This is a genomic window from Luteimonas sp. A611, from assembly GCF_054072715.1.
In genome coordinates, this window is sequence record NZ_JBSVRP010000001.1 from 1,033,725 (window position 1) to 1,046,995 (window position 13,271).

Genomic DNA, 13,271 nt, shown 5'->3' on the forward strand with positions numbered 1-13,271 from the left:
TCGCCGCTTGGTGATGCCGCTGCTAGATCATCGACCCGAGCCACAGCGACAGCGCGGCCAGCGCGCCACCGATGGCGGTGGCCGCCATGACGTCGCTGGGATAGTGCAGCCCCAGCACGACGCGCGACGCGCCCACGCCCACGGTGAAGGGCACCAGCAGCCATGCCAGCGCGGGGTAGTAGGCCAGGGCCACGACGGTGAACGCCACCGCGTGCAGGGTGTGGCCGGACGGAAAGCTGAATTCGTCGAGCGGCGCGACCCAGGCGTGGATGCGGCCGTCGGCGGCAAACGGACGCGGGCGCCTGGTCCAGCGCTTGAGCGTCTTGTACAGGCTCAGCGCGACGGCGCCGGTCGCCGCCAGATGGGCGCTGGCGGCCAGTCCGTCCAGACCATCGGCCACGATCATCCCGGCCATCAGCAGGTACCAGAACACGCCGTCGCCGAGCCGGCTGATCACGGCGAAACAGAAGCGGATGTCGCGCCTGGCGCCGGCGCGGTTGGCGCGCAGGCACCAGCCCGAATCGCTTTGCGACCACCAGTTAGGCTGCGGCGCTGCCGACATGTGCGTTCTCCCGGTTGCAAAGCCCAGCCAGCACGGCATCGAAGTCGGCCGCCACCTGCCGTGGCGACAGCCCCAGCATGGCGGCGCGCGCGGCGCGGCCCATGGAATGCAGGGTGTCCGTGTCAGTGCCCAGGCGCAGCACCGCTGCGAGGAATGCCTGTTCATCGCCGGAGGTGATTGCTGCGCCGTGTACGCCGTCGCACAGGTGCTCGCGCGCCGCGCCATAGTCGTAGGCGACCACCGGTACGCCGCTGGCCATCGATTCAAGGGTGACATTGCCGAAGGTCTCGCTGCGGCTCGGGAACACGAACAGGTCGGCGCTGGCGAACAGCCGCGCCAGCTCCTCGCCACGCAGCACGCCGGTGAAGATGCAGTCCGGGTTCTCGCGCTGCAGCCGCTCGCGCAGGGGACCATCCCCAACCCAGACCATGCGTGCGTCGGGTCGCCGCGCCTGCAGCATGCGCAACGCACGCAGCGCCAGCGGCAGGTTCTTCTCCGCGGCAAGCCTGCCAACGTGGATCAGCAGCGGCGCGTCGGGAGCCACGCCGAACCCGGCGCGCACGGCCTCGCTGCGCTTTGCGGGATCGAACAGCTGCGTGTCCACCGCGCGCGACAGCAGGCGCACGTGCCGGAAGCCGCTGCCGCGCAGCGCCACCTCGAGTTCGTGCGTCGGTACCAGGGTGGCATCGGCGCGATTGTGGAAGCGGCGCATCCAGCCCAGCGCCACCGGCTGCAGCCACGGCATCCGATAGTCGCGCATGTATTCGTCAAAGCGGGTGTGGAAGCCGGTCGCGACCGGGATGCCAAGACGTCCTGCCGCGCGCAGGGCCGACCAGCCGAGCGGACCTTCGGTGGCGATGTAGATCGCGTCCGGCGTGGCGCGGCGCCAGATCCGGCCCAGCAGGCTCGCCGCCGGCAGGCCGGCACGCAGGCCCGGGTAGCGCGGCAGCCCGAAGCCGGGCACGAGGGTATGGTCGGGCGGCGCGGGGCTGGCGCCTTGCTGGCGCGGACGTACCAGCGAAACCCGGTGCCCGCGTGCGCGCAGCCCGTTTTCCAGCGACTGCACGGTCAGCGCCACGCCGTTGACCTCGGGCGGGTACGTTTCGGTGACGATGGCGTAATGCATGCGGCCTCCGCGTTTGGCCCATGCTGCCGTGCCCGCATGAAGCCCGGATGGCGTGCGGATGACCGTGCGGTGACGGTGCCGGCGGGGCAAGGGGACGCGTGACGGATACCGCCTCGCGGGATCGGGAGCAGCGGGCTATTCCGCCGCGATCTCGAGCTCGATCCCCAGCGGCGCGATGTCCGCCGGCTCACCCTCCAGGTCGGCGCGCAGGAGCGGGCGCATCTCCAGCCAGCGGCGGTCCATGCGCAGCGTGAGATGCGCTCCCGCCACGTCCAGGTCCAGCCGCGGGATCTCGTCTGCGTCGCGGCCGCGGTGCAGCAGCGCGGCGATGCGCAGCAGGGCCGCAGTGCGGCGCGCGGCGTCGAGCAGGCGGTCGGGCAGCGGGTCAAAGGCGGATTTCGGAACGCGGCGCCGGTGCGTGCGCACGAGCGCGGCGAGGAACTGCTGCTCCTGGCGCGAGAAGCCGGCGATGTCGGAGTGTTCGATCATGTAGGCGCCGTGCACCTGGTACTGGCTGTGCGCGATGACCAGGCCCACCTCGTGCAGTCGCGCCGCCCAGGCCAGCATCAGCAGGTCGTCGGGATCGAGATTCCAGGCGGGCGCAGCCTGTTCGAACAGGCGGATCGCTGTGGTTTCCACGCGCGCGGCCTGGGCCACGTCGATGCCGTAGCGGTGGGTCAGGGCGAGGATCGATGCCTCGCGCGGATCGTGTTCGCTGCCGCGGCCGAGCATGTCGTACAGCACGCCCTCGCGCATCGCCGCCTTGCTCACCGCCATGCGCGTCAGGCCAAGGGCCGCGAAAGCGGCCTCCAGCACCAGGATCCCGCCGGTGATGATCGGGCGCCGGTCCGCGGACAGGCCGGGCAGCTTGATCCGGTCGATATGGTCGGCCTGCAGCAGACGGTCGCGCACCTGCGGCAGCGCTTCGGCGGTGACCGCGCCCTTGGTGAGCTTCATCGCCGCGCAGATGTCGCCGATCGCCTTGTTGGTGCCCGATGCGCCGATCGCCTCGTTCCAGCCCAGCGCGCGGTAGGCATTGGCGAACTGCTGGAACTCCGAGCCGACCTCGATCACCGCCTCGCGCCACCTGTTCTTCGACAGCTTGCCGTTGCCGAAGAAGCGGCGTGTGGTGGCGATGCAGCCGACCTGGAGGCTCTCGCGTTCGACGGCCTGGAATCCGCGGCCGATGATGCACTCGGTCGAGCCGCCGCCGATGTCGATCACCAGGCGCAGGCTGCCGGGCCGGGGCCGCTGTGCGTGCGCGACGCCCAGGTAGATCAGGCGGGCCTCCTCGCGACCGGAGATGACTTCGATACTGTGGCCCAGCGCCGTTTCCGCTGGCACCAGGAACGATTGCGGCGACGCGAGCAGGCGCACGGTGTTGGTCGCCAGCGCGCGCACCCGCTGCGGCGGGATGTCGCGGATGCGCTGCCCGAACCGCGCCAGGCAGGCAAGCGCGCGTTGGCGCACCTCGGCCGACAGCCCGCCCTTGCCGTCCAGGCCTTCGGCCAGGCGCACGGTTTCGCGAAGACGGTCGACGATGCGCAGCTGGCCCAGCGTGAACGTCGCGACGACCATGTGGAAGCTGTTGGAGCCCAGGTCGATCGCGGCCAGCACGTCGCCATCGCGCAATGGCGATGTCAATGAACCGGCACGGGCAAGCGCATCCATCATCCGCAGAGTCTGTCCAGCAGGAAAGTCTGCGCCGAGTGGGGCAGGGCGTCGTCGTCGGGCGCAAGCTTGCGGTAAACGCCGTCCTCGTGCAATTCCCATGCGTTGAGGTTGTCGGCCAGGTAGTTGTCGAGAACCTCCTCCTTGACCCGCGCGGCGAGCGCCGGATCGAGGATCGGGAAGCAGGTCTCCACGCGTCGCAGCAGGTTGCGCTCCAGCCAATCGGCGCTGGAGCACAGCAGGTCCGGCTCGCCGTCGTTTCCGAACCAGTACACGCGATGGTGCTCGAGGAAGCGCCCCACGATCGAGCGCACGCGGATGTTCTCGGACACCCCCGGCACGCCGGGGCGCAGGGAACAGGCACTGCGCACGATCAGGTCGATCGACACGCCCGCCTGCGATGCGGCGTACAGCGCGCGCATCACCTGCGGTTCGTTGAGCGCATTCATCTTGGCGATGATCCGGCCCGGACGTCCCGCCTGCGCATGCGCGATCTCGCGCTCGATGCGGTCGAGTATCCCCGGGTGCAGGGTGAACGGCGATTGCAGCATGCGTTTGAGGCTGATCGCAGGCGCCAGTCCCGACAGCTGCTGGAAGATCTGGTGCACGTCATTGCCGATGTCGGCATCGGCGGTGATCAGCCCGATGTCGGTGTACACGCGCGCCGTGCCCGAGTGGTAGTTGCCGGTCCCCAGGTGCATGTAGCGGCGCAGTTTGCGGCCTTCGCGACGCACGACCAGCAGCATCTTGGCGTGGGTCTTGAAGCCGACCACGCCGTACACCACCTGCACGCCTGCCTCCTGCAGTCGATCCGCCAGGCCGAGGTTGGCCTCTTCGTCGAAGCGCGCGCGCAACTCGACCACCACGGTGACGTCCTTGCCGTTGCGTGCGGCCTGGACCAAGTGCTCGACGATGGGCGAGTCGGCGCCTGTGCGGTACAGCGTCTGCTTGATCGCCAGCACGTTCGGGTCTTCGGCCGCCTGCTTGATCAGCTCCAGCACAGGAGAGAAGGCGTCGAAGGGATGGTGCAGCAGTACGTCGCCGCCGGCGACCAGGTCGAATATCGCGTCGCTGTGCCGAAGTGCGCGCGGCTGGAACGGCGTGAACTTCAGGTCGGGGCGCTGCACCAGGTCGTACACCTGGATCACGCGGTTGAGGTTGACCGGCCCGTCGATCCGGTACACCGCGTTCTCGGGAAGATCGAAGTTCCGCAGCAGGGTGCGCACGATCGGCTGCGGGCAGTTGGCCGCGATCTCCAGTCGCATCGCGCGCAGGTAGCCGCGACCCACCAGTTCGTCGCGCAGCGCCAGGGCCAGGTCATCGACCTCGTCCTCGTCGACAATCAGCTCCGAGTTGCGGGTGACGCGGAACTGGTAGGCGCCCTTGACCTCCATGCCCGGGAACAGCTCGTGCACGAACTCCGACAGCACCGCCGACAGGAACACGAAGTCGTTCTCGCCGGAGACCTTCTCGGGCAGCTGGATGATCCGCGGCAGCGAGCGCGGCGCGCGCACGATGGCGAGGTTGCCGACACGGCCGTACGCGTCCTTGCCCTTGAGCACGACCACCAGGTTGAGCGACTTGTTGAGGATCTTCGGGAACGGATGCGCCGGATCCAGCCCCAGCGGCGACAGCACCGGCATGATCTCGTCGCGGAAGTAGGCGCGCAGCCAGCGGGTCTGGCGTGCACTCCAGTGTCCGCGCCCGAGCACGCGCACGCCGCTGTCGGCGAGCGCCGGACGCAGCACCTCGTTCCAGCACCTGTACTGCGCATCGACCAACTCGGCCGCGCGATCGTGGATGCGCTTGAGCACCGTCGCAGGTGCCAGGCCGTCGGGGGGCGTGGGCACCGTGCCGAAGTCCTGCGCATGGCGCACGGTGGCAGCGCGGATCTCGAAGAACTCGTCGAGGTTGGTGCAGGAAATGCACAGGTAGCGCAACCGCTCCAGCAAAGGAACCGATTCGTCCAGGGCCTGCGCCAGCACCCGGAAATTGAAATCCAGCTGCGACAGCTCGCGGTTGAAGTACAGCGAAGGATCGCGCAGTGGATCGGCTCCGGCCAGCTCGCCTGGAGGAGACGCGACCGGCTTGGAAGGACTTTTGCGTGGCTTGCGCGGCTGGGCCGCCTGGCCTGATCGGGTCACGGGGCTACTCCGGAATGGGCGCCGTCGCGCGCCAGCACGCGCTCGGGGCCGAAGTGACAGGAAAACACGCTGCCGCGCCCGACCTCGCTGGTGATCTCCAGCCGTGCCTGGTGCAGGTTCAGTATGTGCTTGACGATGGCCAGGCCCAGGCCGGTGCCGCCGGATTCGCGCGATCGGCTGGTCGACACCCGGTAGAAGCGCTCGGTCAGGCGCGGCAGATGCGCGGCCGGGATTCCGTAGCCGCTGTCGCGCACCGACAGCACCGCGCCGCCGCGGTCGCGCTCGAAACCGATGGCGATGGTCCCGCCCGCCGGGGTATAGCGCACGGCATTGCTCACCAGGTTGGAGAACGCGCTGTGCAGCTCGCGGGTGGAACCGTCCAGGTCGACCCCCGCGCTGTCGTCGATGCTCACCTGGTGCTGTCCGTGGCTGAGGGCCATGGCCTCGCGGCGCAGCGTGGAGAGCATCGAGCCCATCGCTACCGGTTCGCTCTCGATGCCGTCCTGGGCTTCGAGCCGGGACAGGGTGAGCAGGTCTTCCACCAGCTGGGTCATGCGCTGCGACTGCTGCCGCATTTCGTCAAGCATCGGCGCCCAGTCCGGATGCTCCTCCGGGTCGAGCATGTCCAGGTAGCCGTGCACCACGGTCAGCGGCGTGCGCAACTCGTGCGAGACGTTGGCCACGAAGTCGCGGCGCATCTGCTCCAGCCGCATCATCTTGGTCACGTCGCGCGCAATCACCAGCCACAGCTCGTCCGAATAGGGGATCAGTCGCAGGGTCAGGCGGGTATCGGACGCAGCGGGCGAGGGCACGTCGAGCAGCGGCTCGGCATTGCGCCCGGACGCGAGCCAGTGCGAGATCCGCAGCGCCCGCAGGCGTTCGCCCAGCGGCTGGCCGATGTCGACCGGATGGCGCAGCCCGAGCAGGCGCGTGGCCGCTTCGTTGAACCATTGCACGCGCTGGCTGTTGCGCTCGACCACGATCACCGCATCGGGCAGCGCCGCGGCGATCGCGCGGTAGGCGCGCAACATCGCGACCAGGCGACGCTTGCGCGCGCGCATGCCCTCCTGGTTCGCGCGCAACTGGCGCTCGAGTTCGTTCCAGACCCCTTCGCCGCGGGCTTCGGGCTGGCGCTGCCGCGACCCGAGCCGGACCAGCAGCCGCCGCAGCCGCCAGTAATGCCAGGCCACCACGCCCAGCGCCGCGATCGCCAGCGCCAGGCCGACCTGTCCAAGCGCCAACCCCGCCAGCAGCGCAGCCACCAGCACCAGGCCAAGCTGGCCAAGTGTGCGGATCCACGCGGAACGGGCGTTGGGGGGCATGGGGGAAGGCGGCCGTCGGGAATGGTGGGGCTGGAAGTCTGTCATCCCCAGCGTAGCCGGGGGATCAGCCCGCCGGCACGCCGGGTGGGCCCGGCTGGATCACCCGCTGCGCGCGGGCTGGGCGCGAGTGCTTATACCGACGCCGAGAACCGGTACCCCGCGCCGCGCACGGTCTGCACCATGCCGTCGAGTCCGGAGGGTTCCAGCGTCTTGCGCAGTCGCCGGATATGCACATCAACGGTCCGTTCCTCGACGTAGACGCTGCCGCCCCAGACGTGGTCCAGCAACTGCGAGCGGCCGTAGACGCGCTCGGGATGGGTCATGAAGAAGTGCAGCAGGCGGTATTCGGTCGGGCCGATGCTCACCGGCGCATCATTGGCGTACACGCGGTGCGCGGCGCCGTCGATGCGCAGGCCGCCGATGCTGACGCTGCCGTCCTCGTCGTCGTCGCGGGAGCGGCGCATCACCGCACGGATCCGCGCCAGCAGTTCGCGCGCCGAGAACGGCTTGACCACGTAGTCGTCGACGCCGGCCTCAAGCCCGCCGACACGGTCGTTCTCCTCGCCGCGCGCGGTGAGCATGATGATCGGCACCTCGCGGGTCAGCGTGTCCTTGCGCCAGCGCCGCGCCAGCTCCAGGCCGCTGGTGCCGGGCAGCATCCAGTCGAGCAGGATCAGGTCGGGCACCTTGTCGGCAATGGCCGCCTGCGCCTCGCGCGCGTCGCCGGCATGGGCCGGTTCGAAATCGCCCTTGCGCAGGGCAAAGGCGACCATCTCGCGGATCGCGGGTTCATCGTCGACGATCAGGATGCGTTTCTGCACGTCCAGTCCTGCAAGCGAGCCACAACGGCCGATGCAGGCATTAGACGACAGTTTTGTGACATAACCATGACACCGGCTCGCCCGCGGTTCAGCGGCGGCGGTTGTTGAGGTCCGGATCGCGGATGCCCTGGCGGCGCAGTTCGAGCACCACCGGCGTGATGTGGGCAATGCGCGCGTCGATCCGCGCCCGCGCGTAGTAGTCCAGGTCCTCGCGCTTCTTGAGCGTGTCCAGCTGGACCAGGGCCTGCTCCTCGCGACCGCTGAGGAAGGCAGCTTCGGCCCATGCTTCACCCGCGCGGACCGGGTCGCCGGCGATCTCGCTGGCGCGGGCGAAGGTGCGCTGGAAGGCCGGGTCGTCGCCGCTGGAGTTGGTCAGCGGCCGCAGCACCGCTTGCGCGCGACGCCCCGCCTCGGCCGTGTTGCGCGCCACCAGCACGTCGGCGTAGGACAGCGCCACCGCCGGGTTGCGCGGCATGCGTTCGAGCAGCGTCTCGAAGCGGCGGTCGGCGGCCGCGGCGCGACCGGCATGGGCGTCGGCCTCGGCCAGGCCGAGCGTGATCCACAGGTCGCCTGGATAGCGCTCCAGCAGTTCGGCGAAGCCGGTCGCGGCCTGGTCGCCGCGCCCGGCGCGCAGGTGTGCGACAGACAACCCATAGCGCTGCGCGTCGTCGAGCGGAGCGGCGCGCGCGATGCCGTCGTATTCGCGCACCGCGGCCTCGGCGGTGTTGGCGCTGAGCACGCGCAGGCGCTCGCGCGCCCAGCCGAATTCACGGCTCTCGCCGGCGTCCAGGCCAACGGCCATGCTAAGGGTCGAGGGCAGCAGCGGGTTGTCGCTGACGCGCAGGCTGTCGGGCACGCTCACGCCGTCGATCCGCACGCGCTGCGTGCGCGTGGCATCTGGCGTCGAGACCGACCCGGTCACGATGTTGCCGGCCAGCCGCTCGGCGCGATCCTTGGCCTCGCTGATGCGGGTGGTGGTGACCGGGTGGGTCTTGAGGTAGTCGGGCAGCCGCTCGCGCTCGCCGCCCTGGTTGGTGCGCGACACCGCCTGCATGCGCTCGAACATGCTGGCCATCGCTTCGGGCTCGTAACCACCGCGGGCGAGGGTGCGGATGCCGATGCGGTCGGCCTCGGACTCGTTGGAGCGGGTGTAGTTGATCTGGCGCTGCGCGGCGAAGCCCTGCGCGCTGGCGATCGCCGCCATCGCCGCGTCGTCCGAGGAGTTGCCGCCGGCCGACTGCGCGATCGCGATCGCGCCCAGCATCGCCAGCAGGATCGGAATGCTGTCGCGCTGGGCGCGCTCCACGCTGCGCAATACGTGCGCCTGGGTGACGTGGGCGATCTCGTGGCCGAGCACTGCGGCCACTTCGTCCTCCTGTTCGGCGGCCAACACCAGCCCCGCGTTCATGCCGATATAACCACCCAGCGTGGCGAAGGCATTGATGCTGCGGTCCTTCATCATGAAGAAGGTGAAGCGCTGCTCGGGGTCGTCGCTGACCGCGGCCAGCCGGTTGCCGGTGGACTGCAGCCAGGCTTCGGTCAGGGGATCCTCGAGGATGTAGCCGTAGTGGCGCAGCTGGGCCAGCATCATCCGGCCATATTCGGCCTGCTGCACCGGGCCGAGCAGGCTGCCGGCGGACGAGCCGATGTCCGGCAGGCGGTTTTCCTGCGCATGCGCGCCGGCCGCGCCCACCAGTACCAGCAGGGCGGTGGTCAGCAGCGTGCAGAAGCGGGCGAGGCAAGGGCGCATGTGGCTCCGGGGGTGGCTGGGTCGAGGCGGCTGCGCACGCGTCAAGCATGCCGGGGCGCCCCTGCGGGGGAGTGAATCCGATGTTAATCGTTTGCAGCGTTCCGCCTGCGACGGTGGAAAAGCACGGCCTGCGGACCCACCATTCGACCCATTCCCGCGATACAAGGTTCCCTCATGGCCGATGAACCCACTCCAGCGCACGCGCAGCCGCCGATCATCATCTACACCAGCGCGATCTGTGGGTACTGCGTGGCCGCCAAAAACTTCCTGCGCAGCCGTGGCCTGCAGTGGGACGAGGTGCGCATCGACCTGGATCCGGTCGAGCGCGAACGCATGGTCGCGCGCACGCGCCGCACCTCGGTGCCGCAGATCTTCGTCGGCGACGTGCACGTGGGCGGCTACGACGACATGATGGCGCTGCATCGCCAAGGCAAGCTCGAGCCGCTGCTCGGCGGCTGAGGCCAGGCGACTTTCCCAGTGGGACGCGGCCGTTCGAACCGCGAGGGCGGTGAGCCCCGGCCGTCTGGCTCCCGGCGATTTTCCGAAACAATCAAGGCAGGGCACATGAGCGAAGCAGACCGCGGCGAGGAGTTCACCGCATTCCGCAAACGCATGAACGAGCGCATCCTCGCCGAGCCCAATCAGGTCGTGCGGCGCTTTTTCGCGCTCGACACCCAGACCTACCAGGCCGGGGCGCTCGACGTGAAGACCAAGGAACTGCTGGGGCTGGTCGCCTCCCTGGTCCTGCGCTGCGACGACTGCATCAGCTACCACGTGGCCCAGTGCCACGAGGCGGGTGCCAGCCGCGAAGAGCTGTTCGAGACGTTTTCGGTCGGCCTGGTGGTGGGCGGCAGCATCGTCATCCCGCACCTGCGCCGGGCGGTGGATTTCCTCGACAGGCTCGAGCAGGGCGGGGCTGACGCACCGGCCGCGCACGATCATTCGCAGGCCTGAAAGCGCCCGCTGCCTGCGGGCGCGACTATGGTCGGCTTGGGGCTAAGCCCGGCTTTCGGGCATAATTTCATATTGAACCAATTTCCACGCCGCGCCTTCCGCGCGGCGTCTTTCGCATGGATATCCCCCACATGACCCAGACAATCACGGTCATCCGCGGCGACGGCATCGGCCCGGAGATCATGGACGCCACCCTGCACGTGCTTGACGCGATGGACGTCGGCCTGCGCTACGAGGAGGCCGACGCCGGCCTGGTCGCGCTGGAGAAGCACGGCGAGTTGCTGCCGCAGGCGACCATGGATTCGATCCGCCGCAACAAGATCGCGCTCAAGAGCCCGCTGACCACGCCGGTGGGCGAGGGCTTCAGCTCGATCAACGTCGAGCTGCGCAAGCGCTTCGACCTGTACGCCAACGTGCGTCCGGCCAAGTCGTTCCCGAACACCAAGTCGCGCTTCCCCAGCGGCGTGGACGTGATCACGGTGCGCGAGAACACCGAAGGCGCCTACATCGGCGAAGGCCAGTCGATCACCGAGGACGGCGAGACGGCGACCCTGATGCAGAAGATCACCCGCAAGGGCTCCGAGCGCATCGTCCGCTATGCCTTCGAGCTGGCGCAGAACACGGGCCGCAAGAAGATCACCGTGGTGCACAAGGCCAACATCCTCAAGAGCACGTCGGGCCTGTTCCTGAAGGTGGCGCGCGAGGTGGCGGCGCAGTACCCGCAGATTGAATGCAACGAGATGATCGTCGACAACACCTGCATGCAGCTGGTGATGCGGCCGGAGCAGTTCGACATCATCGTCACCACCAACCTGTTCGGCGACATCATCTCCGACCTGTGCGCCGGCCTGGTCGGCGGCCTGGGCCTGTGCCCGGGCGCGAACATCGGCAAGGACGCGGCGATCTTCGAGGCCGTGCACGGCACCGCGCCGGACATCGCCGGCCAGGGCAAGGCCAATCCCTGCGCGCTGCTGTTGGGCGCGGGGCAGATGCTCGACCATCTGGGCAAGCCGGATGACGCCACCCGCCTGCGCAACGCCGTGGTGGCCACGCTCGAGGCCAAGGACAGCCTGACCCCGGACCTGGGCGGCAGCGGCAACACCATGTCGTTCGCCAAGGCGATCGCTACGCGGATCTGATCGCGGCGGCCTGCGGTACGGAAAACGGGACGCCTCGGCGTCCCGTTTTCGTTTGTCCTGGAACCTCGAAGCGTCGGCTTCGGATGGGCCGCAGCGCCCCGGGCAGAGGTGACGCACCGCTCGGGCAGACGTCCCTGTCCGCACTCGCGACCGCGGCACATCCCTGTGCCGCTTGCGCCACCTCTGCCCGGGTCGCTGCGGCATCGAGGCTTGAATTTCGTGGCTGCGGCGCCCGTACCCGACGTGATCCGTCAGATCGTGCCGAGAGAAGCACAACACGAATCCCCGAATACAAGGCGCTGCCTGACATGGTGTGCGGTGCCGACGCTTAACGGACTTAGGGGAAAAGCCGCACAATCGACGTTTTCCGCCGGCGCTCCACGATGACCACCCGCCCCAGTGCGCTTGCGCTGACTCCGCTGCTGCTGTTCGTCGCCATCTTCTTCGGCGCGGGCGTGTACTACTCGATGCAGGGCGAGCCGATGGGCTTCTACCAGCTGCGCGCGCCGGTGGCGATCCTGCCGGCGCTGGCGCTGGCCGCCTGGATTGCATGGCGGCGCGGGATCCGCCCTGGAGAGACCCTGCTGCAGGGCATGGGCGACCCGAACATCGTGCTGATGTGCCTGATCTTCCTGCTGGCCGGCGCCTTCGCCTACGTGTCCAAGGCGATCGGCGCGGTCGATGCGGTGGTGTCGCTGGGCATCGGCGCGCTGCATCCGGCGCTGCTGCTGCCGGGGCTGTTCCTGATCGCCTGCGCGGTGTCGCTGGCCATCGGCACCTCGATGGGGACCATTGCTGCGGTCGTTCCGATCGCGATCGGCGTGGCCGATGCGTCGGGGCTGGACCGCGTGCTGGTGGCCGGCGCGGTGGTCGGCGGCGCGATGTTCGGCGACAACCTGTCGGTGATTTCCGACACCACCATCGCCGCCACCCGCACCCAGGGCGCGCAGATGCGCGACAAGTTCCGCGAGAACTTCAAGATCGCGCTCCCGGCCGCGCTGCTGACGATGCTGCTGCTGGGCTTTGCCGGTGACTCCGCGCCGGTGCAGGCCGAGGTCTCGGCGCCCGCCTGGCTGGCGCTGCCCTACCTGGTGGTGCTGGTGCTGGCGTTGGCGGGGCTGGACGTGTTGCTCGTGCTGGGCCTGGGGCTTGCGCTGGCAGGTGGCTTTGGCCTGCTGCTGGTCGAGGGCTACGACCTGCAGCAATACGCCGGCGACATCTGGACCGGGTTCGAGGGCATGGTCGAGATCCTGCTGCTGTCGCTGCTGATCGGCGGACTGGCCGGGCTGATGAAGGCGAGCGGCGGCCTGGCCTGGCTGGCCCAGGTCATCTCGCGGTTTGCGCGAGGCCATCGCGGCCGGCGCACCGGCGAGTTCAGCATCGCCGCGCTGGCGACGACGGCGGACGTGTTCACCGCCAACAACACGGTCGCGATCCTGGTCGGCGGCAGCGTCGCGCGCGACATCGCGCAGCAGCACGGCATCAGCCCGCGCCGCGCCGCCAGCGTGCTCGACATCTTCGCCTGCGTGCCGCAGGGGCTGCTGCCCTATGGCGCGCAGCTGCTGCTGGCCGCATCGCTGGCGGCGGTGTCGCCATTCGCCCTGGCCGGCAGCGTCTGGTACTGCTGGCTGCTGGCGCTGGTGGCGATCGGGTTCATGGCCTGGCCGCAGCGTGCCGATTCCGCACCCGCGCAGGCTGCGGACAGCGCGCCACCGACCCCGTAGGCAGGCGCCAGGCACGAAAAAGGCGCCCGCAGGCGCCTGTTTCGATCGCTGCTGCCGT

General features: G+C 69.3%; 11 protein-coding genes. 4 read left to right on the top strand and 7 right to left on the bottom strand.

Features of this window, described 5'->3' with window-relative positions:
- Positions 1 to 22: 22 nt before the first annotated feature.
- The 7 genes from ACW5EG_RS04650 to ACW5EG_RS04680 all read right to left on the bottom strand — a co-directional run bounded on the left by ACW5EG_RS04650 (position 23) and on the right by ACW5EG_RS04680 (position 9,396).
- Positions 23 to 562: a phosphatase PAP2 family protein gene (locus ACW5EG_RS04650; protein ID WP_457017585.1), complete on the bottom strand. Its 540-nt coding sequence runs from the start codon at positions 560 to 562 to the stop codon at positions 23 to 25.
- Positions 540 to 1,688 carry a glycosyltransferase family 4 protein gene (locus ACW5EG_RS04655; protein ID WP_457017586.1) on the bottom strand — a complete coding sequence of 383 codons (1,149 nt, stop codon included), beginning with the start codon at positions 1,686 to 1,688 and terminating at the stop codon, positions 540 to 542. The genes ACW5EG_RS04650 and ACW5EG_RS04655 overlap by 23 nt, the downstream gene beginning before the upstream one ends.
- A gap of 135 nt (positions 1,689 to 1,823) precedes the next feature.
- Positions 1,824 to 3,359 carry an exopolyphosphatase gene (gene ppx, locus ACW5EG_RS04660; RefSeq protein ID WP_457017587.1) on the bottom strand — a complete coding sequence of 512 codons (1,536 nt, stop codon included), beginning with the start codon at positions 3,357 to 3,359 and terminating at the stop codon, positions 1,824 to 1,826.
- Positions 3,359 to 5,422, bottom strand: a complete 2,064-nt coding sequence (gene ppk1 / locus ACW5EG_RS04665) for a polyphosphate kinase 1 (protein WP_457018406.1) — start codon at positions 5,420 to 5,422, stop codon at positions 3,359 to 3,361. Before ppk1 ends, ppx begins: the two co-directional genes overlap by 1 nt.
- A gap of 77 nt (positions 5,423 to 5,499) precedes the next feature.
- A complete protein-coding gene (gene phoR, locus ACW5EG_RS04670; RefSeq protein ID WP_457020955.1) occupies positions 5,500 to 6,825 on the bottom strand; it encodes a phosphate regulon sensor histidine kinase PhoR in 1,326 nt (441 codons plus the stop codon).
- Between the two features lie 131 nt (positions 6,826 to 6,956).
- Complete coding sequence (gene phoB, locus ACW5EG_RS04675) at positions 6,957 to 7,646, bottom strand: phosphate regulon transcriptional regulator PhoB (RefSeq protein ID WP_457017589.1); 690 nt, start codon at positions 7,644 to 7,646, stop codon at positions 6,957 to 6,959.
- Between the two features lie 88 nt (positions 7,647 to 7,734).
- The gene (locus ACW5EG_RS04680; RefSeq protein ID WP_457017590.1) at positions 7,735 to 9,396 is read right to left on the bottom strand and encodes a M48 family metalloprotease; all 1,662 of its coding nucleotides are present in this window, start codon (positions 9,394 to 9,396) and stop codon (positions 7,735 to 7,737) included.
- 174 nt (positions 9,397 to 9,570) lie between these two features.
- Here ACW5EG_RS04680 and grxC point away from each other — a divergent pair, with 174 nt between their 5' ends.
- From grxC to ACW5EG_RS04700, 4 genes are all read left to right on the top strand, one after another.
- Complete coding sequence (grxC, locus tag ACW5EG_RS04685; protein WP_457020956.1) at positions 9,571 to 9,855, top strand: glutaredoxin 3; 285 nt, start codon at positions 9,571 to 9,573, stop codon at positions 9,853 to 9,855.
- A 105-nt stretch (positions 9,856 to 9,960) separates the two neighbouring features.
- Positions 9,961 to 10,350 carry a carboxymuconolactone decarboxylase family protein gene (locus ACW5EG_RS04690; RefSeq protein ID WP_457017592.1) on the top strand — a complete coding sequence of 130 codons (390 nt, stop codon included), beginning with the start codon at positions 9,961 to 9,963 and terminating at the stop codon, positions 10,348 to 10,350.
- Between the two features lie 131 nt (positions 10,351 to 10,481).
- Positions 10,482 to 11,489 carry an isocitrate dehydrogenase gene (locus ACW5EG_RS04695; protein ID WP_457017593.1) on the top strand — a complete coding sequence of 336 codons (1,008 nt, stop codon included), beginning with the start codon at positions 10,482 to 10,484 and terminating at the stop codon, positions 11,487 to 11,489.
- Between the two features lie 383 nt (positions 11,490 to 11,872).
- A complete protein-coding gene (locus ACW5EG_RS04700) occupies positions 11,873 to 13,213 on the top strand; it encodes a Na+/H+ antiporter NhaC family protein (RefSeq protein ID WP_457017594.1) in 1,341 nt (446 codons plus the stop codon).
- Positions 13,214 to 13,271 lie beyond the last annotated feature (58 nt).

What these genes read in the sequence shown, in the direction of transcription:
- ACW5EG_RS04650 (WP_457017585.1), bottom strand. Translation starts at nt 562, where the DNA reads ATGTCGGCAGCGCCGCAGCCTAACTGGTGGTCGCAAAGCGATTCGGGC.
- ACW5EG_RS04655 (WP_457017586.1), bottom strand. Translation starts at nt 1,688, where the DNA reads ATGCATTACGCCATCGTCACCGAAACGTACCCGCCCGAGGTCAACGGC.
- ppx (WP_457017587.1), bottom strand. Translation starts at nt 3,359, where the DNA reads ATGGATGCGCTTGCCCGTGCCGGTTCATTGACATCGCCATTGCGCGAT.
- phoR (WP_457020955.1), bottom strand. Translation starts at nt 6,825, where the DNA reads ATGCCCCCCAACGCCCGTTCCGCGTGGATCCGCACACTTGGCCAGCTT.
- ACW5EG_RS04680 (WP_457017590.1), bottom strand. Translation starts at nt 9,396, where the DNA reads ATGCGCCCTTGCCTCGCCCGCTTCTGCACGCTGCTGACCACCGCCCTG.
- grxC (WP_457020956.1), top strand. Translation starts at nt 9,571, where the DNA reads ATGGCCGATGAACCCACTCCAGCGCACGCGCAGCCGCCGATCATCATC.
- ACW5EG_RS04690 (WP_457017592.1), top strand. Translation starts at nt 9,961, where the DNA reads ATGAGCGAAGCAGACCGCGGCGAGGAGTTCACCGCATTCCGCAAACGC.
- ACW5EG_RS04695 (WP_457017593.1), top strand. Translation starts at nt 10,482, where the DNA reads ATGACCCAGACAATCACGGTCATCCGCGGCGACGGCATCGGCCCGGAG.
- ACW5EG_RS04700 (WP_457017594.1), top strand. Translation starts at nt 11,873, where the DNA reads ATGACCACCCGCCCCAGTGCGCTTGCGCTGACTCCGCTGCTGCTGTTC.